This is a genomic window from Clostridium budayi (assembly GCF_055396605.1).
In genome coordinates this window covers 2,632,580-2,659,121 of the sequence record NZ_AP042456.1, presented here as the reverse complement: position 1 = coordinate 2,659,121, position 26,542 = coordinate 2,632,580, and the positions used below count along the sequence as shown (strand labels likewise).

At 30.3% G+C, this 26,542-nt stretch carries 29 protein-coding genes, 7 tRNA genes and 1 riboswitch; of the genes, 32 read left to right on the top strand and 4 right to left on the bottom strand.

What is annotated here, in order from left to right:
- Positions 1-7: 7 nt before the first annotated feature.
- The 7 genes from prmC (at position 8) to upp (ending at position 6,269) form a co-directional block, all read left to right on the top strand.
- On the top strand, positions 8-1,780 hold the full coding sequence (gene prmC / locus ACZ5TJ_RS12815; protein WP_464200249.1) for a peptide chain release factor N(5)-glutamine methyltransferase: 1,773 nt from the start codon (positions 8-10) through the stop codon (positions 1,778-1,780).
- Between the two features lie 49 nt (positions 1,781-1,829).
- Entirely contained in the window at positions 1,830-2,915 is a 1,086-nt protein-coding gene (prfA, locus tag ACZ5TJ_RS12810) for a peptide chain release factor 1 (RefSeq protein WP_464200247.1), read from the top strand.
- 63 nt (positions 2,916-2,978) lie between these two features.
- Positions 2,979-3,566, top strand: a complete 588-nt coding sequence (locus ACZ5TJ_RS12805; protein WP_464200245.1) for a hypothetical protein — start codon at positions 2,979-2,981, stop codon at positions 3,564-3,566.
- Positions 3,567-3,583: 17 nt separating this feature from the next.
- Positions 3,584-4,627, top strand: a complete 1,044-nt coding sequence (locus tag ACZ5TJ_RS12800) for an L-threonylcarbamoyladenylate synthase (protein WP_464200243.1) — start codon at positions 3,584-3,586, stop codon at positions 4,625-4,627.
- A gap of 18 nt (positions 4,628-4,645) precedes the next feature.
- The gene (locus ACZ5TJ_RS12795) at positions 4,646-5,098 is read left to right on the top strand and encodes a low molecular weight protein arginine phosphatase (RefSeq protein ID WP_464200241.1); all 453 of its coding nucleotides are present in this window, start codon (positions 4,646-4,648) and stop codon (positions 5,096-5,098) included.
- A gap of 75 nt (positions 5,099-5,173) precedes the next feature.
- Positions 5,174-5,623, top strand: a complete 450-nt coding sequence (gene rpiB / locus ACZ5TJ_RS12790; protein WP_464200239.1) for a ribose 5-phosphate isomerase B — start codon at positions 5,174-5,176, stop codon at positions 5,621-5,623.
- 16 nt (positions 5,624-5,639) lie between these two features.
- The gene (gene upp / locus ACZ5TJ_RS12785; protein ID WP_464200237.1) at positions 5,640-6,269 is read left to right on the top strand and encodes a uracil phosphoribosyltransferase; all 630 of its coding nucleotides are present in this window, start codon (positions 5,640-5,642) and stop codon (positions 6,267-6,269) included.
- A 60-nt stretch (positions 6,270-6,329) separates the two neighbouring features.
- Here upp and ACZ5TJ_RS12780 read toward each other — a convergent pair whose 3' ends face one another.
- The gene (locus ACZ5TJ_RS12780; protein ID WP_039313462.1) at positions 6,330-6,824 is read right to left on the bottom strand and encodes a deoxycytidylate deaminase; all 495 of its coding nucleotides are present in this window, start codon (positions 6,822-6,824) and stop codon (positions 6,330-6,332) included.
- 214 nt (positions 6,825-7,038) lie between these two features.
- Here ACZ5TJ_RS12780 and ACZ5TJ_RS12775 point away from each other — a divergent pair, with 214 nt between their 5' ends.
- The 16 genes from ACZ5TJ_RS12775 (at position 7,039) to mreB (ending at position 21,283) form a co-directional block, all read left to right on the top strand.
- Positions 7,039-8,217 carry an acetyl-CoA C-acetyltransferase gene (locus ACZ5TJ_RS12775; protein ID WP_464200234.1) on the top strand — a complete coding sequence of 393 codons (1,179 nt, stop codon included), beginning with the start codon at positions 7,039-7,041 and terminating at the stop codon, positions 8,215-8,217.
- A gap of 761 nt (positions 8,218-8,978) precedes the next feature.
- Complete coding sequence (locus ACZ5TJ_RS12770) at positions 8,979-9,341, top strand: ATP synthase subunit I (protein WP_464200232.1); 363 nt, start codon at positions 8,979-8,981, stop codon at positions 9,339-9,341.
- A gap of 4 nt (positions 9,342-9,345) precedes the next feature.
- Complete coding sequence (locus ACZ5TJ_RS12765; RefSeq protein ID WP_045723908.1) at positions 9,346-9,996, top strand: F0F1 ATP synthase subunit A; 651 nt, start codon at positions 9,346-9,348, stop codon at positions 9,994-9,996.
- A 59-nt stretch (positions 9,997-10,055) separates the two neighbouring features.
- Positions 10,056-10,301: an ATP synthase F0 subunit C gene (atpE, locus tag ACZ5TJ_RS12760; protein ID WP_039313472.1), complete on the top strand. Its 246-nt coding sequence runs from the start codon at positions 10,056-10,058 to the stop codon at positions 10,299-10,301.
- Between the two features lie 61 nt (positions 10,302-10,362).
- The gene (locus ACZ5TJ_RS12755; protein ID WP_052139499.1) at positions 10,363-10,854 is read left to right on the top strand and encodes a F0F1 ATP synthase subunit B; all 492 of its coding nucleotides are present in this window, start codon (positions 10,363-10,365) and stop codon (positions 10,852-10,854) included.
- A gap of 2 nt (positions 10,855-10,856) precedes the next feature.
- The gene (locus tag ACZ5TJ_RS12750; protein ID WP_464200228.1) at positions 10,857-11,396 is read left to right on the top strand and encodes a F0F1 ATP synthase subunit delta; all 540 of its coding nucleotides are present in this window, start codon (positions 10,857-10,859) and stop codon (positions 11,394-11,396) included.
- A gap of 10 nt (positions 11,397-11,406) precedes the next feature.
- Positions 11,407-12,921 carry a F0F1 ATP synthase subunit alpha gene (atpA, locus tag ACZ5TJ_RS12745; RefSeq protein WP_464200226.1) on the top strand — a complete coding sequence of 505 codons (1,515 nt, stop codon included), beginning with the start codon at positions 11,407-11,409 and terminating at the stop codon, positions 12,919-12,921.
- A gap of 38 nt (positions 12,922-12,959) precedes the next feature.
- Positions 12,960-13,814 (top strand): ATP synthase F1 subunit gamma, encoded by an 855-nt coding sequence (atpG, locus tag ACZ5TJ_RS12740; RefSeq protein ID WP_464200223.1) that lies wholly within the window; start codon positions 12,960-12,962, stop codon positions 13,812-13,814.
- Between the two features lie 16 nt (positions 13,815-13,830).
- Entirely contained in the window at positions 13,831-15,228 is a 1,398-nt protein-coding gene (gene atpD, locus ACZ5TJ_RS12735; protein ID WP_039313483.1) for a F0F1 ATP synthase subunit beta, read from the top strand.
- A gap of 14 nt (positions 15,229-15,242) precedes the next feature.
- Entirely contained in the window at positions 15,243-15,641 is a 399-nt protein-coding gene (locus tag ACZ5TJ_RS12730) for an ATP synthase delta/epsilon chain alpha-helix domain-containing protein (RefSeq protein ID WP_464200221.1), read from the top strand.
- Between the two features lie 188 nt (positions 15,642-15,829).
- Positions 15,830-16,447: a hypothetical protein gene (locus tag ACZ5TJ_RS12725; protein ID WP_464200219.1), complete on the top strand. Its 618-nt coding sequence runs from the start codon at positions 15,830-15,832 to the stop codon at positions 16,445-16,447.
- Positions 16,448-16,468: 21 nt separating this feature from the next.
- Positions 16,469-17,728: a UDP-N-acetylglucosamine 1-carboxyvinyltransferase gene (gene murA, locus ACZ5TJ_RS12720; RefSeq protein ID WP_464200217.1), complete on the top strand. Its 1,260-nt coding sequence runs from the start codon at positions 16,469-16,471 to the stop codon at positions 17,726-17,728.
- Between the two features lie 119 nt (positions 17,729-17,847).
- Complete coding sequence (gene spoIID / locus ACZ5TJ_RS12715; protein ID WP_464200215.1) at positions 17,848-18,873, top strand: stage II sporulation protein D; 1,026 nt, start codon at positions 17,848-17,850, stop codon at positions 18,871-18,873.
- Positions 18,874-19,009: 136 nt separating this feature from the next.
- Positions 19,010-19,786 carry a peptidoglycan DD-metalloendopeptidase family protein gene (locus ACZ5TJ_RS12710; protein WP_464200213.1) on the top strand — a complete coding sequence of 259 codons (777 nt, stop codon included), beginning with the start codon at positions 19,010-19,012 and terminating at the stop codon, positions 19,784-19,786.
- 86 nt (positions 19,787-19,872) lie between these two features.
- The gene (gene spoIIID, locus ACZ5TJ_RS12705) at positions 19,873-20,124 is read left to right on the top strand and encodes a sporulation transcriptional regulator SpoIIID (protein ID WP_039313493.1); all 252 of its coding nucleotides are present in this window, start codon (positions 19,873-19,875) and stop codon (positions 20,122-20,124) included.
- 124 nt (positions 20,125-20,248) lie between these two features.
- Positions 20,249-21,283, top strand: coding sequence for a rod shape-determining protein MreB (gene mreB / locus ACZ5TJ_RS12700; RefSeq protein WP_464200210.1), 1,035 nt, complete (start codon positions 20,249-20,251; stop codon positions 21,281-21,283).
- A gap of 37 nt (positions 21,284-21,320) precedes the next feature.
- Here the strand turns inward: mreB and yyaC are convergent, their stop codons facing one another.
- On the bottom strand, positions 21,321-21,869 hold the full coding sequence (gene yyaC, locus ACZ5TJ_RS12695) for a spore protease YyaC (protein WP_464200208.1): 549 nt from the start codon (positions 21,867-21,869) through the stop codon (positions 21,321-21,323).
- Between the two features lie 104 nt (positions 21,870-21,973).
- Here yyaC and ACZ5TJ_RS12690 point away from each other — a divergent pair, with 104 nt between their 5' ends.
- From ACZ5TJ_RS12690 to metK, 9 genes are all read left to right on the top strand, one after another.
- Positions 21,974-22,579, top strand: coding sequence for a hypothetical protein (locus ACZ5TJ_RS12690; RefSeq protein ID WP_464200206.1), 606 nt, complete (start codon positions 21,974-21,976; stop codon positions 22,577-22,579).
- A 172-nt stretch (positions 22,580-22,751) separates the two neighbouring features.
- Positions 22,752-22,837, top strand: a tRNA-Tyr gene (locus tag ACZ5TJ_RS12685).
- Between the two features lie 6 nt (positions 22,838-22,843).
- A tRNA-Val gene (locus ACZ5TJ_RS12680) sits at positions 22,844-22,919 on the top strand.
- 23 nt (positions 22,920-22,942) lie between these two features.
- Positions 22,943-23,018, top strand: a tRNA-Thr gene (locus ACZ5TJ_RS12675).
- A 5-nt stretch (positions 23,019-23,023) separates the two neighbouring features.
- Positions 23,024-23,109: transfer RNA gene (locus tag ACZ5TJ_RS12670), tRNA-Tyr, on the top strand.
- 5 nt (positions 23,110-23,114) lie between these two features.
- A tRNA-Val gene (locus ACZ5TJ_RS12665) sits at positions 23,115-23,190 on the top strand.
- 35 nt (positions 23,191-23,225) lie between these two features.
- Positions 23,226-23,301: transfer RNA gene (locus ACZ5TJ_RS12660), tRNA-Thr, on the top strand.
- Positions 23,302-23,306: 5 nt separating this feature from the next.
- Positions 23,307-23,392: transfer RNA gene (locus ACZ5TJ_RS12655), tRNA-Tyr, on the top strand.
- Between the two features lie 301 nt (positions 23,393-23,693).
- A riboswitch (SAM riboswitch) is annotated at positions 23,694-23,805 on the top strand.
- Positions 23,806-23,881: 76 nt separating this feature from the next.
- Entirely contained in the window at positions 23,882-25,057 is a 1,176-nt protein-coding gene (metK, locus tag ACZ5TJ_RS12650) for a methionine adenosyltransferase (protein ID WP_464200204.1), read from the top strand.
- A gap of 34 nt (positions 25,058-25,091) precedes the next feature.
- On the opposite strand, the gene ACZ5TJ_RS12645 is transcribed toward metK, so the two are convergent.
- Positions 25,092-25,913, bottom strand: a complete 822-nt coding sequence (locus ACZ5TJ_RS12645) for a TPM domain-containing protein (RefSeq protein WP_464202338.1) — start codon at positions 25,911-25,913, stop codon at positions 25,092-25,094.
- Complete coding sequence (locus ACZ5TJ_RS12640) at positions 25,910-26,479, bottom strand: LemA family protein (protein WP_039313510.1); 570 nt, start codon at positions 26,477-26,479, stop codon at positions 25,910-25,912. The genes ACZ5TJ_RS12645 and ACZ5TJ_RS12640 overlap by 4 nt, the downstream gene beginning before the upstream one ends.
- Positions 26,480-26,542: the final 63 nt, after the last annotated feature.

Genomic DNA, 26,542 nt, shown 5'->3' with positions numbered 1-26,542 from the left:
GTATATATTGAAGAAACGTGATGTTGGAGGTCAAGCCGTCATTGAAGGCGTAATGATGAGAGGTTCTAAAGGTATAGCGACAGCAATTAGAAAAGAAAATGGAGATATTGCTATAGATGTAAAAAGAACTATACCAATTACTAAGAAGAAAAGTATATATAATATACCATTAATAAGAGGATTTTTAGTACTTATAGATTCAATGGTTCAAGGAATAAAATCACTTAATTATTCAGCTTCATTTTTTGAAGATACAGAACCATCTGCCTTTGAAGATTGGATTAGAAGTAAGTTTGGTGAAAAAAGTAATGATGTAATCATAGGTTTTACTATGATTGTTTCATTTATAATATCAGCATTTTTATTTATTGCAGTACCAACTGGAGTAGCTTCATTATTTAAGAATATTGGAGCATCGGATATAGTTTTAAATATTATAGAAGCTTTTATAAGAATATCAATATTACTATTATATATGGTTATAATAAGTAAACTTGAAGATATTTATAGATTATTCCAATATCATGGTGCAGAACATAAGACAATCTTCTGTTATGAAAGTGAAGAAGAATTAACGGTTAGTAATGTTAAAAAGCATAGTAGATTTCATCCAAGATGTGGGACTAACTTCTTATTTTTAATAATGTTTGTAAGTATAATTGTATTTGCATTCACAGGATGGGGAAGTTTTTTAGAAAGATTTTTAATAAGGATAATATTAATTCCTGTAATATCAGGTATAACATATGAACTTATAAAATGGCTTGGAAAATCAGATAGTAAAATATCAAAAATAATTGCAGCTCCAGGACTAAAACTTCAAGAATTAACAACAAAAGAGCCAGATGATTCACAAATAGAAGTTGCAATAGCAGCCCTTAGAGCAGCAGAAGGTTTACCGGAGGAAAAAATGGCAATAGATAAACTTTTAGAAATTGGAACAAAGACACTTAAAGAAGTTAATATAGATACAGCAAGATTAGATGCTACAATTTTATTAGAACATGTAATAGGAAAAGATAGAGTTTACTTATTAACTCATGGAGATGAAAAAGTAAGTAATGATGATAAGAAAAAATATCTACAATTAATAGAAGATAGAAAAAATAAGATGCCAATAAAATATATTACACATTCAGTTGAATTTATGGGAATAGAACTTTATGTTGAAAAAGGTGTTTTAATTCCTAGGGGAGATACGGAAGTATTAGTAGAAGAAGTACTTAAACATATAAATGAAGATGAAAGTTTAAATGTATGCGATCTTTGCTCAGGAAGTGGAGCTATTGGGATAGCACTTTGTGATTTTAGAAAACATATAAATGTAGATTCTATTGATTACTTTGAAACACCTGAGAAGGTTACTTTAAAAAATATAGAAAAATGCAACTTAGAAGATAGAATGACTTTCATAAAAAGTGATTTATTAAAGGAAGCAATAAATTTAGGAAAGAAATATGATATAGTTGTTTCAAATCCTCCATATATAAAGGAAGAAGAAATTAAAACTTTAATGGATGATGTAAAAGATTATGAGCCACATACAGCACTAAGTGGTGGAGATGATGGTCTTATATTCTATAGAAGAATAGTTTCAGAAAGTAAAGAAGTCCTTAAAGGAAAAGGTATATTAGCCTTTGAAATTGGATATGATCAAGGAGAAGAGGTTAAAAAACTTATGGAAGATAACAACTTCGAGAGTGTTAAGGTAATAAAAGATTTAGCGGGACTTGATAGGGTTGTTATAGGAAATTTAAGGATTGTTGAAAAAGAAAGATAATATGTGATATAATACTTAAATATGAAATTAGATAGTACGGAGTGATAAAATGTTATTAGATAAATTAGCATTCATAGAAAATAAATATGATGAATTATCAGTAAAGATTAGTGATCCTTCAATTATGGCTAACCAAAATGAATGGAGAAAGCTATGTAAAGAACACGCTGATCTAGAAGTTATAGTAGCAGCTTACAAAGAATACAAAAAAGTTATTGAAGATTTACAAGATAACAAAGAAATGCTTGAACTTGAATCAGATAAAGAAATGAAAGAAATGCTTCATGAAGAAATAAATTCTTTAAAAGAAAGAGAAGCAGAATTAGAAACTCAAATACAAATATTATTATTACCAAAAGACCCTAATGATGATAAGAACGTATTTGTTGAAATCAGAGCAGGTGCAGGTGGAGAAGAAGCAGCACTATTTGCAGCAAATCTTTTCAGAATGTATACAAGATATGCTGAAAATAATAGATGGACAGTTGAACTTATGAGTACAAATGAAACTGGAATAGGTGGATTTAAAGAAGCTGTATTTATGATTAAGGGTAACGGAGCTTATTCAAAGCTTAAATACGAAAGTGGAGTTCATAGAGTTCAAAGAGTTCCAGATACAGAATCAAGTGGTAGAATTCATACTTCAACAGCAACAGTTGCAGTTTTACCGGAAGTTGATGATGTAGAAGTAGAAATAAATGACAAGGATATTAAGTTTGATGTATTCAGAGCTTCAGGTAATGGAGGACAATGCGTTAATACAACAGACTCAGCCGTAAGACTTACTCACCTTCCAACTGGAATAGTTATTTCATGTCAAGATGAAAAATCACAGCTTAAGAACAAAGAAAAAGCTATGAAAGTCTTAAGAGCAAGATTATTTGAATTAGCAGAAGCTGAAAGAGCAGCTGGAATAGCTGAAGATAGAAAATCTCAAGTTGGTACTGGAGATAGAAGTGAAAGAATAAGAACATATAACTACCCACAAGGTAGAGTAACTGATCACAGAATAGGATTAACTCTTTACAAATTAGAGTCATTCTTAGATGGAGATATAGATGAAGTTATAAATGCTCTTATAACTGCTGACCAAGCTGAAAAAATGAAGCAAATGGGAAATACAGAAGAAATGTAATTTAATTTTAAAAAAGCCTTGCATTAAAAATGTAAGGCTTTTAGAATATATAAAGGGGTAATTATGGATATTTATAAAGCATTAAAAAAAGAAAAAAAATCAATAAAAAGATTCTATATATTAATGATAACCCTAGCAATATTCTTACCAACAGTATTATGGCTAACTAGTATAATAAATAATTTCTTTATAATATATTTATTAGTTTTAGAATGTTTAATATTACTTGCTATTTTAAAGAAGTGGGATAGTACTAAACTAGAATTCAAATATAAAAATAATAAGTTAAGATTTGTAAGTGGGTTATTTAATAGAGGATGTCTAATAATTTGCGATAAAATTGTCATTGTTCATGCAGAGGGTATGGAAGATGACATGAGAATAATATTAGTTAGTAAAGGAAGAATTAGAAACAGGGGGATGAAGCCTGTGACTAAAGCTTTCTTAAAAAGATATCCTGAAATAAACGAAGAATATACAAGAATAAAAAGGATAGAAGAAGAAGAAATTTATTATTTCCAAATAATAAAAAAAGGTGGACTTAAAAAATATCCATTACTAAATGAGATATTTACATATTGCGTTAAAGCACATTATACAGAAAACTGTGTTGAAAATATAAAAATTGCCAGAGGGCAAACTTTAAATTAGGAAAGAAGGATATAGCCTTGGAAACAAAAATTGCTATTACAAATGAGGATAATATTAAAGAATGTATAAAAGAAGCGGCAGAAGTCATAAAAAATGGTGGAGTTGTTGCATTTCCAACAGAAACAGTATATGGTCTAGGCGCAAATGCATTAAAAGAAGAGTGTGTTAAAAAAATATTTGTAGCAAAAGGAAGACCACAGGATAATCCATTAATAGTACATGTTGCATCAAAAAATATTGATGAGTATGTGAAAAATATACCGGATGTAGCAAATAAACTTATTGATAAGTTTTGGCCAGGTCCATTAACTTTAATATTAGAAAAAAGAAATATAATACCTATGGAAACTAGTGCAAACTTAGATACAATAGGAATTAGAATGCCATCTAATAAAATAGCTATGGAACTTATAAAAGAATCAGGTGTTCCAATAGCAGCACCATCTGCTAATATAAGTGGAAGACCAAGTCCTACTAATATAGAAAGATGTGTTGAAGACTTAAAAGGAAGAGTCGATTATATATTAGGTGGAGAAATTAGTGAAGTTGGTTTAGAATCAACAATAGTAGATTGTACAGTATATCCTCCTATGGTTTTAAGACCAGGTGGAATAACTTTAGAAATGCTTAGAGAAGTTGATGAAAATATTGAAATTGACAAGGGATTATTAAACAATTCTAAAGAATTTAAGCCTAAAGCACCAGGAATGAAGTATAGACATTATGCTCCTAATGCAAAATTAAAAATTATAAGAGGAAATAACAAAAAAACTATTGAAAAAATTAACGAAATGGTACAAAATTATATAGATGAAGAAAAAAGCGTAGGAATATTAACTACGAAGGAAAATAGCAGCAAATATCCAAATGGAAAAGTTGTTATTTTAGGAGAAGAAAATAACTTAGAAGAAATTGCATCAAATTTATTCAATGCCCTTAGAGAATTTAATGATTTAGGAGTAGACATAATACTTGCTGAAGCATTTAATGAAGAAGGTATTGGAGTTGCGATAATGAATAGATTAAACAAAGCAGCAGGTTACGATATTATAGATGTATAATTGTTTGGAGGTTTTTTTATGAAGGTGCTTTTCGTATGTACAGCAAATACATGTAGAAGCCCAATGGCAGAGGAAATATTTAATAAATTAAATACTGATCCAAGATTTGTGGCAAAATCAGCTGGAATTACAATAGTTCCAGGTAGCTTTGTGTCCGAAAATTCAGCAGAGCTATTAAAGAAAGAATTAAATATAGATGTAAAATATAAAGAAGCTATCCAATTAAACGAAAATTTGATAGATAGATCAGATATTGTTTTAACTATGACTGACTTTGGTAAAAATTTTATAAGAGAAAATTATCCAAAATATAAAGAGAAAGTATTCTCATTGTGTGAATATGCTGGCGTTAAAGGGGAAGTAACTGACCCTTATGGCAGCACAATTTCTGTTTACAATAATATTTATAAAGAATTAGAAGGTATAGTATCCTTATTATTAGCTAAATTAAAGAAAGATGGAAGTGTGTAATATTTTTATTACATGCTACTACTTTCTTTTTTTATAAATTAAAATCAATTAATTATTATATTTGGAGGTGGCGTTATGAAGATAGCATTAGGTTCAGACCATGGTGGATTTAAGCTAAAGAATGAAATAATTTCATATTTAAAAGAAAATGGATATGAAATAAAAGATTTCGGTACATATACTACGGAATCATGTGATTATCCAGAATATGCAGAAAAGGTAGCAGAAGCAGTCGCTAATAAAGAATTCGATTTTGGTATATTAGTTTGTGGAACTGGAATAGGAATTAGTATGTCAGCAAACAAAGTTCCAGGAATAAGAGCAGCTTTATGTAGTGATACATTTAGTGCACATGCAACTAGAGAACACAATAATGCAAACATACTTGCATTAGGAGAAAGAGTTGTAGGACCAGGTCTTGCAATTGATATAGTTAAAACATTCTTAAATTCTGAATTTGAAGGTGGAAGACACCAAAATAGAATAGATAAAATTTCAGAAATAGAAAAAAAATATAATAAATAAATTGGAGGAATAAAAAATGAGTAAAGTTACAGAAATCAATCACCCATTAATATTACACAAATTAGCTTTTATAAGAAGCAAGAATACAGGTTCAAAGGACTTTAGAGAATTAGTATCAGAAGTTTCAATGTTAATGGCATATGAAGTTACAAGAAACCTTCCAACTGAAAGTGTTGAAATAGAAACACCAGTATGTAAGACAAGATGTAAAGTGTTAGCTGGAAAGAAACTAGCGATAGTACCAATACTAAGAGCAGGTCTTGGAATGGTAGATGGTGTTTTAAAATTAATACCAGCAGCTAAGGTTGGTCATATAGGTCTATATAGAGATGAAGAAACGCTACAACCAGTTGAATATTTCTGTAAGTTACCTCAAGATATAGCTGAAAGAGAAATTATTGTTGTAGATCCAATGCTTGCTACTGGTGGATCAGCTGTAGATGCATTAACTATGCTTAAAAACAGAGGAGCTAAGTACTTAAAACTTATGTGCTTAATCTCATCACCAGAAGGAATAAAAGCAGTAAAAGATGCACATCCAGATGTTGATATATTCGTTGCTGAAATAGATGAAAAATTAAATGAAAATGGATATATAATGCCAGGTCTTGGAGATGCTGGAGATAGATTATTTGGAACAAAATAATTTTAATATATAATAAAAGCTCCTTATTTAAGGGAGCTTTTATTTTTTTTATTAAAGAAATTATATATTATTTACGTCAAATGATAATTCAATTTTATCTACAGATGGTTTTAATTGAGTAAGTTTAACTCCAGCAGATTCAAACATTCTCTTTGAAGCTTTTACAATATCAGTATCAGCATATTTATTACTTAAGTATATAACTTCTTTTATTCCACATTGAATTATAGCTTTTGCACATTCATTACAGGGAAATAATGCTACATAAAGTTTAGCATTTTCTAAAGAAACACCTCTGTTATTAAGTATTGCATTTAATTCAGCATGTACTACGTAAGGATATTTAGTTTCTAAAAATTCTCCTTCTCTTTCCCATGAATAATCATCATCAGAACAGCCAAATGCAAATCCGTTATAACCAACAGAAAGTACTCTGTTAGTAGGACTTACAATACATGCACCTACTTGAGTACTTGGATCTTTACTACGTTTAGCAGATAATAAAGCTAATCCCATAAAGTATTCATCCCAAGATATAAAATCAGTTCTTTTCATACTGAAAACTCCTTTTTTACATAATAATTTAATTATTTACTTAATTATAATATAAAATAAAGATTTTTGGGAAATATAATTATATAAAAAATAATTGTTTAAATTTTAACAAAAAACTATTGATTATTTTGGCAGTAATGCTATAATAAAAGTATGTTAAGACTTTAACAAAGATAAAGAATTTGTTAATTATATATACGGGAGGTTTTATTTCATGAAAGAAGTAGTAATAGTAAGTGCAGTAAGAACTGCTATAGGTTCTTTTGGAGGTTCTTTAAAGAACGTTCCTGCAGTAGATTTAGGAGCAACAGTTATAGAAGAAGCTGTTAAGAGAGCTGGCATTAAGCCAGAAATGGTAGAAGAAGTTTTAATGGGTAATGTTATTCAAGCAGGTCTTGGCCAAAATGTTGCAAGACAAGCAACAATAAAAGCTGGATTACCAGAAGAAGTACCAGCTATGACAATTAATAAAGTTTGTGGTTCAGGTTTAAGAACAGTTGCTTTAGCTGCTCAAATGATAAAAGCTGGAGATGCTGATATAATTGTAGCAGGTGGAATGGAAAGTATGTCACAAGCACCATACCTTTTAAAAACTGCTAGATGGGGTCAAAGAATGGGAGACGGAAAAATGGTTGATGCAATGATCAACGATTCATTATGGGACGCCTTCAACAATTACCACATGGGAGTAACAGCTGAAAACATAGCTAAAGAGTGGAACTTAACAAGAGAAGAACAAGACCAATTTGCTCTTCAATCACAATTAAAAGCTGAAAAAGCAGTAAAAGAAGGAAGATTCAAAGACGAAATAGTTCCAGTAGTAATTCCACAAAGAAAGGGAGAACCAGTAGTATTTGATACTGATGAATTCCCAAGATTCGGTTCAACAATAGAAGGATTATCAAAATTAAGACCAGCATTCATTAAAGATGGTACTGTAACAGCTGGTAATGCTTCAGGTATAAATGATGGAGCTGCTGCATTTGTAGTAATGAGCGCAGAAAAAGCTGAAAGCTTAGGATTAAAACCAATGGCTAAAATCCTTTCATACGGTTCAAAAGGATTAGATCCAGCAATAATGGGATATGGACCATTCCATGCAACTAAGAAAGCTTTAGAAGGAACTGGATTAACAGTTGATGATATGGACCTTATAGAAGCAAACGAAGCTTTCGCTGCACAAAGCTTAGCTGTAGCTAAAGATTTAAAATTCGATATGGAAAAAGTTAATGTAAATGGTGGAGCTATTGCACTTGGACACCCAGTAGGAGCTTCAGGAGCTAGAATTTTAGTTACATTATTATATGAAATGCAAAAGAGAGACGCTAAAAAAGGTTTAGCAACACTTTGCATAGGCGGCGGAATGGGAACTGCTCTTATAGTTGAAAGATAATCATATATTATATATAGAAAAGATATACTTCGTTAGAAGTATATCTTTTTTTGCTATATAAAAAATCTGCTATTATACAATATTTTTTTTATATGGTAAAATTGCAACAAACGTTTACAAAATAACTATAGCTATTTAAAAATAAAAGTATATAATTGAAAGTATATAAATTAGTGTTAAATTTAACATGTATAATAAATAAATAAAATACATAAAATTTATTTGTACCAAAAATATAATATAAAAGTAATATATTTAATTAAAATTAGTGTAAACATTAAAAAAATATAAAGAATATAATAAAATTTAAAAATCTACAAGATTATTTAAAAAATAAGGGATATATTAATGAATAAAGTATGAATAATATTAATAATATGATAATGCTTTGAATAAAGTAAAGTTGTCTAATTCAAAGTTGGTCTGACAACATAAATTTCAATTACTTACATATAAATAAAAAAACTATTAAAAATAAGAAATAGATATAAATATATTAAAAAAGAATATAAATACATTAAAAATAGTAAAAAAAAATTGTAAAGCAAAGAATTCAGAAAATTCTATCAAGTGAATAAATACTAATTATTTAATTCGTTAAATATAAAAAACGTATAAAAATAAAGGTACTAGTAGTAAATTGATGTATTTATTTAATAATTATGCATAAAAAACATAAATCTAATGTTTTGCTTAAATTTAAGGTTTTGGCGAGTAAAATATATAAACTATAATTAAGATAATTGCCAAGGGGGTAAATTATGGTTGGAGATTTAAATGGAATACTAAAACAGACTTTTAAAAGTAGCGGAATAATTTTAACTGCTGGTCTTATAATTGCATATTTGTTAAACACAGAATATTGTTTACCTTTTGTATTAGGATCAGTAATTAGTGTTACAAACTTTATAATAAGTGGAACAGTTACTGAGAAAGTTGTTAAAAGTGAAATTGGATTCAAAAGTATGATGATTATGGTTAGTTTTGTAATGAGAATAATATTAATCGCTGTAGTGGGATTGTTATTATTGCAAAACCAATATAACATAATAGTTTACATCATAGGTTATATGTCCAACTTCATTTCTCTTTTTATGGCAATTAAATATGAAGAAAGGAAGTGATTGAGTGGAAGCATTAATCAAGGATGTTGGTTCTATTGCATTACAACAATGGGGAATAATGATTTTAATTACTATTGTAATATTATTATTAACAAGAAACCTTTCAGTTGTACCTAAGAAAAAGAGTCAATCTATTATTGAGATCTTCGTTGAAGGTATCAGTAACTGGGTTAAAAACACTATGGGTGATCAGTATACTGGATTTGCAGCATATATCGGATCATTAGCATTATTCTTATTCTTTATGAACGTAACAGACCTTATAGGACTTACACCACCAACTGCAAACTACAGTGTTGCATTAGTGTTATCTTTAACAACCTTCTTTATGGTTCAAATAAATTCAATTATAAAGAATGGTGGATTAGGATATTTAAAGGGATATGCAAGCCCAAGTGCTGCATTATTACCAATAAACATATTAGAAAGAATAATGTTACCAGTAACATTAAGTTTCAGACTTTTTGGTAATATCACAGTTGCAACTGTAATTATAGAATTACTTCTAAAAGCATTAGGTAATTTTACATGGTTTGCTCAATTTGCTATCCCAGTGCCATTTATGGCATACTTCGATTTATTCGATGGATTACTTCAAACATTCATCTTTACAATCTTAACTATGATTTATATTAAGATGACAGCTGAAGAGTAATCAAAATTTAGTCAAAAAGAAAAAGAAAAACTTTTAAGTAGTTTAAGGAGGAATTATTTATGACTGGAGCAGAATTTATAGTAGGAATGCGTGCAGTAGGTGCAGGACTTGCTGTTATAGCAGCATTAGGTGCAGGAGTAGGTATAGGTAACGCAACATCAAGCCTATTAAAGAGTATCGCAAGACAACCAGAAGCAAGTGGTAAACTTATGTCAACATACTTCATTGGTTGTGCATTAGCAGAAACAACAGCAATTTACGGACTATTAATATCATTCATTTTATTATTTGTTGGAATAAGCTAATTTTAAAAAATACTATGAAAAGAAATAGGGTTTTAATAAGCCTGGAAGGGAGGCTTTAAATTTGGAAATAAATATGAATATTAACATTCCACAAATGATAGTTACATTAGTAAATTTACTAATATTATTTTGGATTGTTAAACATTTTGCTTTCGATAGGGTAAATAAAATTTTAAAAGATAGAAAAAATCTTATAGAAGATACAATCAATAAAGCTGATGAAGATTTAGAAAAAGCAAGAGTATTAAAGCTTCAAAATCAAAGAGAAATAAAATCAGCTAGAGAAGAAGGTAAAACTATTGTTAGCCAATACAAATCAAAGGCTGATAGTATTTACAAAGAAATAGTTGAAGATGCTAGAAAAGAAGCAAGTATTATCATTGAAAAATCTAAAGTAGAAATAGACAGAGAAAGAAGCAAGGCTGAGGATGATATAAAGAATCAAGTTGTTGATCTTGCAATGACTATTTCAGAAAAAGTGCTTGGAGAATCAATTGATATGAATAAGCATAAGGAACTTATCGATGAGTATATAAGCAAGGTAGGTATGTAACTATGTACGAATATTTAGATCGTAGGTATGCCTTAGCCTTATATAAGGTAGCTGAAGAAAAGAATAAAGTAGATGAGTATCTTCAAGACTTAAGAGAAATTTGTGATATTATTGACAATAACAAAGAATTAAAAGCAGTTATTGAATATCCACAAATAAGCACAAAACAAAAGAAAAGAATATTTATCGATATATTCAAAGGAAAAATCGATGAAGAGTTATTATCATTTTTACTAATACTTATTGAAAAAGGAAGAATTCTATACTTAAGAGAAAAGCTAAATCAATTTGAACAAATTAATTTAGAAAAGAAAAATATTGTTATAGCACAAGTAAAGAGTGTTATAGAAATGACAGATGAACAAACTTCTAAACTTAAAAATAAATTAGAAAAAATGTATAACAAGACTGTAATTATAAATCATGAAATAGATAAAAGTATAATAGGTGGACTTTATGTAAGAGTTGGCAATGATGTTATTGATGGATCAATAAAATCAAAGTTAGACGATATGAGGGCACTAATGCTTAAGAGGGAATAGAGGTGAATCCATGAATATCAAACCAGAAGAAATTACTTCTATAATCAAGAATGAAATTGAAAAATATGATAAACAAATCAAAACTGTCGATTCAGGTACAATCATACAGATAGGTGATGGTATTGCCAGAGTATATGGTTTAGATGATTGTATGGAAGGTGAATTACTAGAATTCCCACACGATGTTTATGGTATGGCATTAAACCTTGAGCAAGATAATGTAGGATGTGTTTTACTTGGTTCTGAAGAAGGAATCAAGGAAGGAGATATAGTTAAGAGAACTGGAAAAATCGTTGAAGTTGGAGTTGGAGCTGAATTAATAGGAAGAGTTGTTAACGGACTTGGAAATCCTATTGATGGTAAAGGACCAATAAAACCAGAAGCGTATAGACCAATAGAAGTTCATGCTCCTAGTATCCTAGATAGAAGCTCAGTTAATGAACCATTACAAACAGGAATTAAAGCAATTGACTCAATGATACCAATAGGTAAGGGACAAAGAGAACTTATCATCGGAGATAGACAAATTGGTAAGACAGCAATTACAATAGATACAATATTAAATCAAAAAGATAAAGATGTAATTTGTATATATGTAGCAATCGGTCAAAAACAATCAACAGTAGCACATATAGTTAATACACTAACAGAAATGGGAGCTATGGATTACACAATAGTTGTTGCAGCAACAGCTTCAGAATCAGCACCATTACAATACTTAGCACCTTATGTTGGATGTTCAATTGGTGAACATTTCATGCATCAAGGTAAAGATGTACTAGTAATATACGATGACTTATCAAAGCACGCAGTTGCTTATAGAACAATGTCACTATTACTTAAGAGACCACCAGGCAGAGAAGCTTACCCTGGAGATGTATTCTATATCCATTCAAGATTACTTGAAAGAGCAGCTAAGCTTTCAGAAAAGAATGGCGGAGGTTCTTTAACAGCACTTCCAATAATAGAAACATTAGCAGGAGACGTAACTGCATATATTCCAACAAATGTTATATCAATAACAGATGGTCAAATATTCTTAGAATCAGATCTTTTCTATTCAGGACAAAGACCAGCGGTTAATGCCGGTATTTCTGTATCAAGAGTTGGGGGTAACGCTCAAATTAAAGCTATGAAACAAGTTTCAGGTACATTAAGATTAGAGCTTGCCCAATATAGAGAACTAGCATCATTCGCTCAATTTGGATCAGACTTAGATCAAGATACATCAAGAAGACTTGAAAAAGGTAAGAGATTAGTTGAAGTATTAAAGCAAGACCAATACTCACCAATGCCAGTACAAGATCAAATAATGATTCTTTATGTTGCTATTAACGACTATTTATCAGACGTTAAAGTTGAAGATATAAGAAAGTTTGAAAAAGAATTCTTAGAATATATGAATACTCAATATAGAGAAGTTGGAAAATCAATAATAGAAAAGAAAGTTTTAGATGATGAAATAAAATCATCACTTGAAACTGCAATTACAGAATTTAAAAAAATATTCTTAAATCAAGCATAGCTTAAAATAAGCTATGCAATCTTTTAGGAGGTGGAAGTATGGCAGGAGCTGGACTTATTGAAATAAAACGTAGAATTAAGTCAGTACAAAACACTAAAAAAATAACAAAAGCCATGGGACTTGTTGCCACTTCTAAGTTAAGAAGAGTTAGAATGGAACTAAATGAAAATAATAAGTTCTTTGAAGCTACTGAAAGTATTGCTAAAGATGCTTATTCATCAATAGATGTAATAAAAGATGGTATATACTTTACTGGTAGTCATTCAAAGAGAAAATTATATATAGTTATAGCTTCAGATTCTGGATTATGTGGAGGATATAATGTTAATGTAGCACTAGCATTAAAACAATACGTTGGATTAGATAAAGCAGATAGTTTAGTTATGTGTATAGGAAAGAAATGTTCATCATATATGACTAGATATGGATTTAATACAGTAGCTGAATATGTTGATATTAAAGAAACTGCCGACGTAAGGGAAGTAATGACAATATACAATCATGCATTAAGATTATATAGATCAAATGAAGTTGGAGAAATTAATGTTGTATATACTCATTTCAACTCACCAGTATCTCAAGTTGTAAAGATAGATAGAATGTTACCATTAAAATTTGATGATGTAAAAGAAGATAGTGGATTTATTATAGAACCAAATGGAGAGTCCGCTGTAGAGGCAACTTTTGATTTTTATTTACAATCAAAATTAGTAAATTGCATATTAAATGCTAAAACTAGTGAAGAATCTTCAAGAATGACTGCAATGGACGGAGCTACAAAAAATGCAGATGACTTATTAGATTCATTAAATACAAAATATAACAGAATTAGACAAAGTGCTATTACTCAAGAAATTGCAGAAATAGTAGGAGGAGCAGCGGCTCAAAAATAGCAAGGAGGTATCAGTAATGCCTAACAATATAGGAAAAGTAGTTCAAGTTGTTGGACCAGTAGTTGATATAAAGTTTGATACTGAGTCACTTCCAAACATTTATAATGCTATTGAAATAGACATGGGTGATGAAGTACTAGTTACAGAAGTTGAGCAACATGTCGGTGACGATATAGTAAGAACAATAGCTATGGAAGCGACAGAAGGATTAAGAAGAGGTATGAAGGCAGTTGATACAGGACATCCAATATCAGTTCCTGTAGGAGAATGCGTTCTAGGTAGATTATTTAACGTTTTAGGAAATCCAGTTGATAAAGAAATTGCAGGAGAAATAGAAAGTAAAGAGTTCTATCCAATACATAGACCAGCACCTACTTTTGCAGAACAATCAGTTGAACCTGAAATGTTTGAAACAGGAATAAAGGTTGTTGACCTTATAGCACCTTATCAAAAGGGTGGTAAGATAGGTCTATTTGGAGGTGCTGGAGTTGGTAAAACAGTACTTATCCAAGAACTTATAAACAACATAGCAAAAGAACATGGTGGATTATCAGTATTCACAGGTGTTGGAGAAAGATCAAGAGAAGGTAATGACCTTTACTATGAAATGAAAGAATCAGGAGTTATAGATAAGACTGCTCTAGTATTCGGTCAAATGAATGAGCCACCTGGTGCAAGAATGAGAGTTGCACTTACTGGACTTACAATGGCAGAATACTTCAGAGATCAAGGTCAAGACGTGTTATTATTCATAGATAACATATTCAGATTCTCACAAGCTGGTTCAGAAGTTTCAGCCCTTCTTGGTAGAATACCATCAGCCGTTGGTTACCAACCAACACTTGCAACTGAAATGGGTGCTCTTCAAGAAAGAATCACATCAACAACACACGGATCAATTACATCTGTTCAAGCTGTATATGTTCCAGCCGATGACTTAACTGACCCAGCACCAGCAACAACATTCTCACACTTAGATGCTACAACAGTTTTATCAAGAGCAGTATCTGAACGTGGTATTTACCCTGCTGTTGACCCATTAGATTCAACTTCAAGAATATTAGACCCAAGAATCGTTGGAGAAGAACATTACGAAGTTGCATCAAAAGTTAAGTTCATATTAGAAAGATATAGAGAACTTCAAGATATAATCTCAATACTAGGTGTTGATGAATTATCAGATGAAGATAAATTAACAGTTAGCAGAGCAAGAAAGGTACAAAACTTCTTATCACAACCATTCACTGTTGCTGAACAATTCACAGGAATGAAGGGAAGATATGTTACTATTGAAGAAACTATAAAAGGTTTCAAAGAAATAATAGAAGGTAAACATGATGATGTACCAGAATCAGCATTCTTATTTGTAGGAACTATAGAAGACGCTTTAGAAAAAGCTAAAACTTTAGCATAAGGGGATGATGCATTATGGCAAATACCTTTAAATTAAAGATTATGACAGCAGATAGTGTCAAAGTAGATGAGGATGCAATTAGCATAACTGTAAAAACTATAGATGGAAAGATTGAATTACTTGCAAATCACGCAGATATAGTTATAAATACAATTCCATGTGTTACTGAAGTAGTTAAAGCAAATGGAGAAAAAGAAGAATTCTTTACTTCAAAAGGAATAATTGGTTTTAAAGATAATAAGCTAAATTTCTGCTGTAATTCTTCAGAACATAAAAATGAAATTGATGTTGAAAGAGCAAAGGCGGCTAAAGAAAGAGCTGAAAAGCGCTTAAAGGACGATAATATCGATACTAAGAGAGCAGAAGCCGCTTTAGCAAGAGCTTTAACAAGATTAGAATTAAAAAGTAAATAAGTTAAATATAACCCACGTTAAAGTCCATTAGGAAATATTCCTGATGGACTTTTTTTATATGTTTGTTATAGCTAATTTATGACAATGTATCACAAAAAAATATTAAATTTATATATTGTAGTATAGGGGCAATATGTATAAGTTTTAGAAAAATGGATAATAATTAAGGGGAAGGGAAGGGGATTAATATGGAATTAAAAAGTATAATATTATATTTCCTAATCTGTACCTTTAATTTATCGTCTTTAATGGGTACAGGTTTAGTGAAGAATATGGATTACAAAAGCATTGAAAATAAAGTTGTAAAAGAGACAACTTTTAAAGAAAATGGAGTGAAAATTCAATACAATATAGAAAGTAGTTTAGATAAAGAGATAGAAAGAATTAAAGAAATTTATATAAAAGAAAATAAAATAGAAGAAACAGAAGATAATAACCATTTTTACATAGTAGGAGATAAAAATATTGAAATTAATCTATGGTGTGAAGATGGTATTGTATTTGTTGAAGCTATATCTATAAATTATAAAAAAGATATAGATATTATTTCTTTAAAAAATAATCTGAAAAAACTGCAAAATAAAAAAACAAATTCAGTAAAATATTTTGAGTATTATAAAGGAAGGTTAAATTCTATTAATAGCTTAAAAGAGATTAAAGAAGAAGAGGGATTTACTAAAGTACACAATGGATATGTAGGCAATTATAAATTAAAAAGTGGAAGTAAGATTAGTTATGGGATTATGGAATATGATACAGGGGTATATGTTATTGTTGGAACTCCTATAATATTTACAACATACTAACAATTTATTATGGAGGAAAATATGGAAAAAATAATAGTAAAAGAGGTTAAAAAACTAGAAGGAGAAGTGAATATAAGTTCAGCTAAAAATTCAGTTTTGCCAATTATAGCATCAACGATATTATCACCTAATGATATAGTGATAGAAAATACTCCTATGTTAGAAGATGTTCAAGTAATATTAGAATTACTACAGGAGTTAAATGTTGATGTTAATTATTCAAAGATAAATAATGAGCTTAAAATAAATTCATCAAACATGAAATGTTTTGATATGACAAGTGAACTTGTGAGGAAAATGAGAGCATCATTTTTAGTAATTGGGCCTATGCTTGCAAGGTTTGGCTATTGCAAGTTATCAATGCCTGGAGGATGCAACATAGGAAGCAGACCAATAGATTTACATTTAAAAGGATTAAAGGCGCTTGGTGCAGAAATTGTACAGGGGCATGGATTTGTAGAAGCAAAAGCAAAAAAGTTAATAGGAAATAGAATTTATTTAGATTTTCCATCTGTTGGTGCTACAGAAAATATAATGATGGCAGCTGTTCTAGCAAGTGGAACAACTATAATAGAAAATGCAGCAGAAGAGCCTGAAATATGGGATCTTGCTAACTTCTTAAATAAAATGGGAGCAAAGATAGATGGAGCAGGACTTGGAAAGATTGTTATTCAGGGTGTAGATCATTTAAAACCAGTAAGATATAAACCTATTTATGATAGAATTGAAGCTGGTACATTTATGGTGGCAGCAGCTATAACAAATAGTATTATAAAAATAAATGATGTAAATGAAGATCATTTAAGACCATTAATAGAGAAGTTAAAAGAATGTGGAATTATATTAACTGAAGAGGAAGATGGAATAATAGTAGATGGTAGATTTGATAAAAGGCCAGTAGATATAAAAACATTACCATATCCAGGCTTTCCAACTGATATGCAGCCTCAAATGATGGCTTTACTTTCAGTTATACCAGGATCTAGTATTATAACAGAAACTGTATTTGAAAATAGATTTATGCATGTTGCAGAACTTGTAAGAATGGGAGCTAAAATTAAAATTGATGGAAGAACTGCAATTATAGAAGGCACATCAAAACTTACAGGATGTGAAGTTAAAGCCACAGATTTAAGGGCAGGAGCCGCTATGATTTTAGCAGGTCTTGTTGCTGAAGGGCAAAGTGAAATAAGAGATATTTATCATATAGATAGAGGTTATCTAAATATAGAAGAGAAATTTAGAAATCTTGGTGCAGAAGTTTATAGAGTAAGAGAGTAGAAGGTTTAAAACCTTCTGCTCTTTTTTTATAAAGTAAAGTTACATAAAATTATAACTGTAAGTATATTTGATTTTATTGTACATATAAATAATTGTACGTTTATTTTGGGGGTGTTTTTTTGAGGGAAAGAGAAATAAGGGAAAATCTAAAAAGAATTGGGCTTATAACGAGTGTTATATTTATATTTATGATAATAATACCATTTATACTTATGGGAGCTTCTATAGATGATTTTACATCTCCTAAAGGTACAGGAGAAGCAAATAGTAATGAGATAATAGTAAAAGGAAATAATAAAGTTAAAGTATATAGAACAAATACAAAAAAGATTGAAGAAATGGATGTTGAAGAATATATATTAGGAGTTGTATCAAGTGAAATGCCAGCTAAATTTGAACTTGAAGCCTTAAAGGCACAGGCTGTTGCAGCAAGAACATTTTATTATAGTAAAAGGGATAAAAAATGTAACTTATCAAAAGGTGCTGAGATATGTGATGGGGTTCACTGTCAGGCATATATGAGCAAAAATGAAAGAATGTCCAAGTGGTCAAATGATGAAAAAAACGATAATTATAATAAAATAAAAAAGGCGGTTCAAGACACTAGTGGAATGGTACTTAGCTATGGAGGAGAGTTAGTTAAATATCCGCAATTTTTCTCAACAAGTTCAGGGAAAACTGAAAATTCAGAGGATGTTTTTTCAAATACAATACCTTATTTAAAATCAACTAGTAGTCCAGGTGAAGAAATATCAAACGTTTATCAAACAGAAAAAGAGATATCAAATAAGGAATTTATAAATATTATAAATTCAAATTATAAAAAAGCAGCACTAAAAGAATCAGATATAAAATCTAAGATATCTATAAAATCTAGAACAGAAGGTGGATCCGTAAAAGAGATACAGATAGGTGGAGTAACGATAAAAGGAACAGAATTTAGAAAGTTATTTGATTTAAGATCTGCAAACTTTAATATAGAGTACTTAAAGGATAAAGTGAAAATAGTATGTAAGGGAAATGGGCATGGTGTTGGAATGAGTCAGTGGGGTGCTAATGTTATGGCAAAGGAAGGTAAAAAATATGATGAAATATTAAAGCATTACTATAGTGGTGTTGATTTAAAAAAAGTAGTTTATAGATAAAAATAATAACTTAAATTTTAAAGGTGATATTTGTTTTTAACAAATATCACCTTTTTTTAATTTATACTAAGAAATTTTTAAATAAAATGTATTATTTTTCCCAAAAGGGACAAAATGACTAAAGGAGGTGTTAATTATGAACAAAAAAACTAACGGATTTAAAGAAAAATCCAAACAAATGATAAAAAGTAGCAAGAATTTTTTTAAGAAGGAAGGATTCTATGTAGCCTTATTTGTAGGTTTATGCATATTTACTATAGTTGGAGCTATAGCTATAAAAAATAGTAAAAGTAATTTAGATAAAAATAATCAAGCTACAAATCCTAACAACAATGAAGTTACTTTAAATGTTGAAGATAAAGATAATAAAACAAAAGATGACGAGAAAAAAGCTGAAAATGTTATGGAGAATTCTGAAAGAGTAGATAAAAATACTACAGCAAAATCAGTTTCAAATAATAACAAGATGAATTTCTCAAAACCTGTAGAAGGTAAGCTTTTAAAAGGACATAAAGAACCATACATTTTTAAAGATGGAAAACAAGTTAAAGATGGAGAAAAAGGAGATTCAAGTTTTGGATATGGTGGAATCTCAGTTGGATGTCCATTAGGAACAGTAGTTAAAGCTGCAGAAGTAGGTGTTGTAGAAAAAGTTATAGAAAATGATGTTACTTATGGAGTTACTGTAGTAATAAAGCATTCAAATGGAATAAAAACATCATATTCAAATCTTGCTAACGGAACAAAAGTTAAAAAAGGTGACAAAGTTACTAAAGGACAAGAAATTGGTAAGACAGGAAATACATCAAGCACATTAAAAATGTGTGTTAAAGATGATTTCTTACACATCAAAGTATACTCAAAAGATAATGCAGAAGTAGACCCATTAAAATACTTCAGTTATAAAAAATAAAATCAATATAGCTAACCTTAGCTCTAATAGAACTAAGGTTAGCTAAAAATATCAAAAAAATATTATAAATTTAAGGAGGTAGCATTTTGAAAGACTACATTGAAGAAAGAGTTTTAGAGGTAGCACAATATATTATTGATTCAAAAGCTACAATAAGAAAAACTGCTAAAGTTTTTGGGGTTAGTAAAAGTACAATCCATAAAGATATGACAGAAAGACTTCCAAAAATAAATCCAACAATTGCAGAACAAACTCATAATATATTAGAACTTAATAAAGCAGAAAGACATATAAGAGGCGGAAAAGCAACTAAAATGAAATATAAATCAGCAGAATAATCTATAAAGTTTAGAAAAAATAGAAAAAAGTTGAATAAAATCCATATTCCATATATAATTTAAATTATGGTTATAAAATGTAGAATTTTAAGTATAAATATTTTAAATTAGGAGTGGAATTAGTATGTGGTTTTGGAAATCAAAGACTGATTTAGGTATAGATTTAGGAACAGCTACAGTGCTTGTATATATTAAAGATAAAGGAATAGTATTAAAAGAACCGTCAGTTGTTGCTATAAACACAAAGAATGGAAAGGTTTTAGCAGTAGGCCAAGAGGCAAGAGATATGATAGGAAGAACACCAGGACATATAGTTGCAGTAAGACCTTTAAAAGATGGAGTTATATCAGACTTTAATGTAACAGAAAAAATGCTTGATGCTTTTATTAAAAAAGCTTTTTCTAATAAGAAAGTAAGAGCAGGAAAAATAATGATATGTGTTCCATCACAAGCAACAGAAGTTGAAAAGAGAGCTGTTACTGATGCTGCAAGAAGTGCTGGAGGAAAAGATGCCATGCTTATAGAAGAACCTTTAGCGGCAGCTATTGGTGCTGGACTTGATATAACAATACCAGATGGTAGTATGATTGTAGACATAGGTGGAGGTACGTGTGATGTCGCAGTAATATCATTAGGAGGTATAGTTGCTAGAAAGTCAATCAAAGTTGCTGGAGATAAGTTTGACGAGGCAATAATTAAATATATTAAATCAAAATATAAAATAATGATTGGTGAAAAGACAGCAGAGCATATAAAGGTAGAAATAGGATCAGCTTATGACTGTGGAGAAGAAAAAGTAACTAATATAAAAGGAAGAAATTTAGTTACTGGTCTACCAGATGAAATTACTATAAATTCAGAAGAGATAAGAGAAGCTCTTAAAGAAACAGTAAATTTAATAGTAGAAGCTGTAAAATTTGTGCTTGAAAAAACACCACCTGAACTGGCATCTGATATAGTAGAAAAAGGAATTCTTATGACAGGTGGAGGGGCTTTACTTAGCGGCTTAGATAAACTTATAGAAGCTGAAACTGGAGTTACAGTAAATATAGCAGAAAATTCTGTTGAAGCAGTTGCTGAAGGTACAGGCTCTGTTTTAGGATATATTGATAAGTTAGATAAAGATATTAATAGTAGAGAAGTAATATTAATTGAATAATTAACTAAATTAAACCCATAGCATTAATGCTATGGGTTTAATCTGATTTAAGAGGCAGTTTATTAGAGTTTTTATACTCATAATATCCATGAATTATCCCCTTTGCAATAACTTTTGCCATAGATAATACTAAAGAAAGTCTTATAGAGCGAGTATAAAATAACTCTGGATTTTCATTTGAATCTATTATTCCTACAATAGATTTACTTCCTACGTCTGGAAGTGACTTACCGACACCTTTTCCAGGACGAATTGCAAAATTTCTAATATGAATTTCACCTATAGAAGATTCAGCTCCAAGACAAGCATCAATCCCTATTATGTATGCATTTGGATGAGCTTTTGTTATTTCACTTAATTTGTTATCTATATTAAGAGCATGAATAGGTGCATCAATTGAACCATATACAGGTATAGGAAATAGACTATCTTTTAAAATACTTCCAACTAATGGCCCTAAACAATCACCAATACATTTATCTGTACCAATACATACGATTATAGTATCTTTAGAAAAGCAATTTTTAATGGATTGAGATATATCATAATATGCTAAAGGGGATGTGTGATGAATTTTTATTTCCATATAAGCACCTCCATGGTTATATATATGACTACTTATATATAAATAGAATTTCTTGAATAAAAATCTTTTATGGTGGAAAGTATTTTTATATAGGAGGTGAGCTAATGAAAAAAATAGTAATTACTAGCTGTTTAGCTATTTTATTATCATTATCATTTTATTTTATAGTAATTTGGGAGCCAGATAGTTATGTAGGAAATAATGCAGATAAAAATATAGTTTTAGATGAGAATAAAAATAATAAAAAAGAAACTACTGATAAAGTTAATGATAAAGAAAATATTAAAGAGGATAAAGAAGATAAAGAGAATAATTATGATTCATCACAAAGTTTAAATTCAGAAGATGAAAGTAGCAATAAAATATTAAATGAAGAAGAGAAAAATATAGAATCACAAAAAAAAGATACAAGTAATAAGGAAGATAACAAAGCAGTTCAAAGTAATGCAGCTTTATTTATAGTAAAAAAAGAAGAGATACTTGATAGATTATCATTTAAAGATAAGACAAAATTATTATCAGTAGCAAACAAAATGTCTGCAGTTGATGTTGAAAGAATAAAAGAAAGTTTAGAAAAAAAGAATGGAAAAGAAGGAGTAGCAGAGGCATTTAATATAATTAAACGTAGACTTACGGATGAAGACTATAAAGAAATTAAGGAGATATTATCACCTTATATAAATATAAAGTTATTAGAAGGCATGAACTAATATAAAAATATGTTTATTGATAAAAATAGGAGTATTTTAGAGATATAGGTAGAATATAAAATATAATCTCCATATTTGACCTGTTTTGTCATTTGAAATATAGGGTAGGAGACTATATACTAACTATTGTCGGTTGGGCAAACGCCTAACAGACAAGAAAAAATAAAGTTTTGGTGGAGTTCCCGAGTGGCCAAAGGGGGCAGACTGTAAATCTGTTGTCAGTTGACTTCGAAGGTTCGAATCCTTCCTCCACCACCATTTTATGGGCGCATAGCTCAGCTGGGAGAGCACCTGCCTTACAAGCAGGGGGTCACAGGTTCGATCCCTGTTGTGCCCACCATAAAATTTTAAAAATGATATATTGCTGATGTGGCTCAATTGGCAGAGCAGCTGACTTGTAATCAGCAGGTTATCGGTTCAAGTCCGATCATCAGCTCCAAACTAGGTGGAGTTCCCGAGTGGCCAAAGGGGGCAGACTGTAAATCTGTTGTCAGTCGACTTCGAAGGTTCGAATCCTTCCTCCACCACCATTTATGGGCGCATAGCTCAGCTGGGAGAGCACCTGCCTTACAAGCAGGGGGTCACAGGTTCGATCCCTGTTGTGCCCACCATATCATTTTTGAATTTTATAATTAAAACTTTATATGCTGATGTGGCTCAATTGGCAGAGCAGCTGACTTGTAATCAGCAGGTTATCGGTTCAAGTCCGATCATCAGCTCCAATTTAGGTGGAGTTCCCGAGTGGCCAAAGGGGGCAGACTGTAAATCTGTTGTCAGTTGACTTCGAAGGTTCGAATCCTTCCTCCACCACCATTAACATCAAGAATATTCTTGATGTTTTTTTATTTATCTAAATATTTAGTATTTTAATAAGTGGTGAATATTAACAATAAAATATTAAGTTATATATTTACAAAATATTATGTTATAAAAAAACACTATATAGGTAAAGCTAATAATATAGCAATTAATAGGTAAATTTAAATAAAAATAGAGAGAAAAAAATTGTGAACTTATAAAATATAGAAGAATTTTACATGAATAAAATGTATTGACTAGCTAAATTCTATGTGTTACAATTTTCAAAGAAATTCACTTAAAAATAAATACATAACTCTTATCAAGAGAGGTGGAGGGAAATGGCCCTTTGAAACCCAGCAACCTACAAATAATTTAATTATTAAAGTGTGGTGCTAATTCCTGTAGAGTAATCTACAAGATAAGAAAGATTAGGAAACTAGTTCTCTTCTTATCGAAGAGTTTTTTTTATTTAAAAAAATATATATTATAAGGAGAAGAAGAATGAGAAGATTATTTACATCAGAATCAGTTACTGAAGGACATCCAGATAAAATCTGTGACCAAATCTCAGATTCAGTATTAGATGCTATTTTAGAAAAGGATCCACATGCTAGAGTTGCTTGTGAAACTTGCACAACAACAGGTATGGTAATGGTTATGGGAGAAATCTCAACTAACTGTTATGTTGATATTCCAAAAGTTGTTAGAGAAACAATAAGAGAAATCGGATATGATAGAGCTAAATACGGATTTGACTGTGATACTTGTGCAGTAATGACAACTATCGATGAACAATCATCAGATATAGCTATGGGAGTTGACGAGGCTCTTGAATCAAGACAAGGTGAAAAAGATGATGTTGAAGCAGTAGGTGCTGGAGACCAAGGAATGATGTTCGGATACGCTACAAATGAAACAGAAGAATTTATGCCAGCTCCAATTGCAATGGCTCACAGATTATCAAGAAGACTTACAGAAGTAAGAAAGAATGGTACTTTAAAATACTTAAGACCAGACGGAAAAACTCAAGTTACAGTTGAATACGAACACGACAAGCCAAAGAGAATAGATGCAATAGTTATTTCAACTCAACACGATGAAGAAGTAACTTTAGAACAAATACAAGCAGATTTAAGAAAACATGTTATTGATTATGTAATACCTGCTGAATTATTAGATGAAAATACTAAGTATTACATAAACCCAACAGGAAGATTCGTTGTTGGTGGACCACAAGGAGATAGTGGATTAACAGGAAGAAAGATCATCGTTGATACTTACGGCGGAATGGGAAGACACGGTGGTGGAGCATTCTCAGGAAAAGACCCAACAAAGGTTGATAGATCAGCAGCATACGCAGCAAGATGGGTTGCTAAGAACTTAGTTGCAGCAGGAATAGCTGATAAGTTAGAAATACAATTAGCTTATGCTATAGGTGTTGCAAAGCCAGTTTCAATCCAAGTAGATACATTTGGAACAGGAAAGAAATCAGAAGAAGAAATAGTTGAAATAGTACAAAAGGTATTCGATTTAAGACCAGGTGCTATAATAAGAGACTTAGATCTTAGAAGACCTATATACAAACAAACAGCAGCTTATGGACATTTCGGAAGAACAGATGCTGAATTACCATGGGAAAACTTAGATAAAGTAGAAGAAATCAAAAAATACATGTAATTATAAAAGGTGCTCTTAAATAGAGCACCTTTTTTTACCATCCTCCAGAAGAACCTCCACCGCCGGAAGAACCTCCGCCGAAACCGCCGAAGCCTCCACCACCAGAAGAGCCTCCGCCAAATCCACCGAAGCCTCCACCTCCAGAAGGGCCTCCGCCTCTATGGTTTCTTCCTCCGTTTAAAAAGATAAATGTTAAAATAGTTGAGAAAATTCTTCCATTATTAAATATTAAATCGTATAGAAATAAAATTACTAATACTATAAATATAAATGTATAACTATAAGAAGATTTATCCTTAGATGGAATTTCTACATTTAAAGATTTAGTTAAAGTAACACCGTATTCTTTAGCTATAGTATCAGAAAAAGCACTATAGCTTTCTGAAAGACCTTTTCCAAAATCATTATTTTTAAAGTTAGGTTTTGCAATAGACTCCATAACTCTATTAGTAAGTGCATCAGGAAGTGCACCCTCTAATCCATAGCCAACTTCAACACGCCACTTTTTATCATTTAAAGCTAAAAGAATTAATAAGCCATTATTTTTATCTTTTTGACCAATACCCCAGCCTCTAAAAAGATTAATAGCATAATCTTCAATTGGTGCACCGTTAGTTGAATTAATTACAACTACAACAGCTTGAGCACCTGTTTTATCTTCTAGTTCCTTACCAATAGAAACAATCGATTTAGTACTCTCTGAATCAATACTACCTGTATAATCATTTAAATATTTAGAAGGTAGTGGATCAGGATAGTTTGTTGAAGCATTCGCAGGAAAAGAAAAAACTAAAAATATAAGAAAAAGAGAAGTTAAAGCTATTTTAAAAAAATTAGACTTTTTAAACATTTTTATTTACTGAAATCTACTGAAGGAACTTCTTTTGCGCCTTCACTAGCTTTATAAAGTGGTTTTTCATCGAATCCAAATAAAGAGGATATAATTGAAGTTGGGAATTTTCTTCTCTTAGTATTATATTTAGTTACAGCAGCATTATAATCTTGTCTAGCCACTGCAATTCTATTCTCGGTTCCTTCTAATTGAACAGTTAAATCTCTAAAATTTTGATTAGATTTTAAATCAGGATATCTTTCAACAACAACTAATAACCTTGATAAAGCATTAGATAAATCATTATCTGCATTAGCACGATCAGTAACATTTGAAGCACCAGCTAATTTACTTCTTGCATCAGCTATATTAGTAAATATCTCTTTTTCCTGACTTGCATATCCTTTTACAGTATTAACTAAGTTAGGTATTAAATCAGATCTTCTTTGAAGTTGAGTATCTATATTAGCTTCAGCAGTATTTACTGTTTGTTCTAGTGAAACTAAATTATTATAGCTACTAATAATAGGTAGAGCAATAATTACAATTATAGCTAAAATTATTAAAGGTAATCTAAATTTCTTATTCATAAAATCATTATCCTTTCTATATATGATATTTAAAGTATATGCAACATTTTAATAAAATATAGT

What these genes read in the sequence shown, in the direction of transcription:
- metK (WP_464200204.1), top strand. Translation starts at nt 23,882, where the DNA reads ATGAGAAGATTATTTACATCAGAATCAGTTACTGAAGGACATCCAGAT.
- ACZ5TJ_RS12775 (WP_464200234.1), top strand. Translation starts at nt 7,039, where the DNA reads ATGAAAGAAGTAGTAATAGTAAGTGCAGTAAGAACTGCTATAGGTTCT.
- murA (WP_464200217.1), top strand. Translation starts at nt 16,469, where the DNA reads ATGGAAAAAATAATAGTAAAAGAGGTTAAAAAACTAGAAGGAGAAGTG.
- rpiB (WP_464200239.1), top strand. Translation starts at nt 5,174, where the DNA reads ATGAAGATAGCATTAGGTTCAGACCATGGTGGATTTAAGCTAAAGAAT.
- atpE (WP_039313472.1), top strand. Translation starts at nt 10,056, where the DNA reads ATGACTGGAGCAGAATTTATAGTAGGAATGCGTGCAGTAGGTGCAGGA.
- mreB (WP_464200210.1), top strand. Translation starts at nt 20,249, where the DNA reads ATGTGGTTTTGGAAATCAAAGACTGATTTAGGTATAGATTTAGGAACA.
- ACZ5TJ_RS12725 (WP_464200219.1), top strand. Translation starts at nt 15,830, where the DNA reads ATGGAATTAAAAAGTATAATATTATATTTCCTAATCTGTACCTTTAAT.
- ACZ5TJ_RS12805 (WP_464200245.1), top strand. Translation starts at nt 2,979, where the DNA reads ATGGATATTTATAAAGCATTAAAAAAAGAAAAAAAATCAATAAAAAGA.
- ACZ5TJ_RS12710 (WP_464200213.1), top strand. Translation starts at nt 19,010, where the DNA reads ATGAACAAAAAAACTAACGGATTTAAAGAAAAATCCAAACAAATGATA.
- prfA (WP_464200247.1), top strand. Translation starts at nt 1,830, where the DNA reads ATGTTATTAGATAAATTAGCATTCATAGAAAATAAATATGATGAATTA.
- ACZ5TJ_RS12750 (WP_464200228.1), top strand. Translation starts at nt 10,857, where the DNA reads ATGTACGAATATTTAGATCGTAGGTATGCCTTAGCCTTATATAAGGTA.
- atpD (WP_039313483.1), top strand. Translation starts at nt 13,831, where the DNA reads ATGCCTAACAATATAGGAAAAGTAGTTCAAGTTGTTGGACCAGTAGTT.
- upp (WP_464200237.1), top strand. Translation starts at nt 5,640, where the DNA reads ATGAGTAAAGTTACAGAAATCAATCACCCATTAATATTACACAAATTA.
- yyaC (WP_464200208.1), bottom strand. Translation starts at nt 21,869, where the DNA reads ATGGAAATAAAAATTCATCACACATCCCCTTTAGCATATTATGATATA.
- ACZ5TJ_RS12780 (WP_039313462.1), bottom strand. Translation starts at nt 6,824, where the DNA reads ATGAAAAGAACTGATTTTATATCTTGGGATGAATACTTTATGGGATTA.
- ACZ5TJ_RS12730 (WP_464200221.1), top strand. Translation starts at nt 15,243, where the DNA reads ATGGCAAATACCTTTAAATTAAAGATTATGACAGCAGATAGTGTCAAA.
- ACZ5TJ_RS12640 (WP_039313510.1), bottom strand. Translation starts at nt 26,479, where the DNA reads ATGAATAAGAAATTTAGATTACCTTTAATAATTTTAGCTATAATTGTA.
- ACZ5TJ_RS12690 (WP_464200206.1), top strand. Translation starts at nt 21,974, where the DNA reads ATGAAAAAAATAGTAATTACTAGCTGTTTAGCTATTTTATTATCATTA.
- atpA (WP_464200226.1), top strand. Translation starts at nt 11,407, where the DNA reads ATGAATATCAAACCAGAAGAAATTACTTCTATAATCAAGAATGAAATT.
- ACZ5TJ_RS12770 (WP_464200232.1), top strand. Translation starts at nt 8,979, where the DNA reads ATGGTTGGAGATTTAAATGGAATACTAAAACAGACTTTTAAAAGTAGC.
- atpG (WP_464200223.1), top strand. Translation starts at nt 12,960, where the DNA reads ATGGCAGGAGCTGGACTTATTGAAATAAAACGTAGAATTAAGTCAGTA.
- ACZ5TJ_RS12795 (WP_464200241.1), top strand. Translation starts at nt 4,646, where the DNA reads ATGAAGGTGCTTTTCGTATGTACAGCAAATACATGTAGAAGCCCAATG.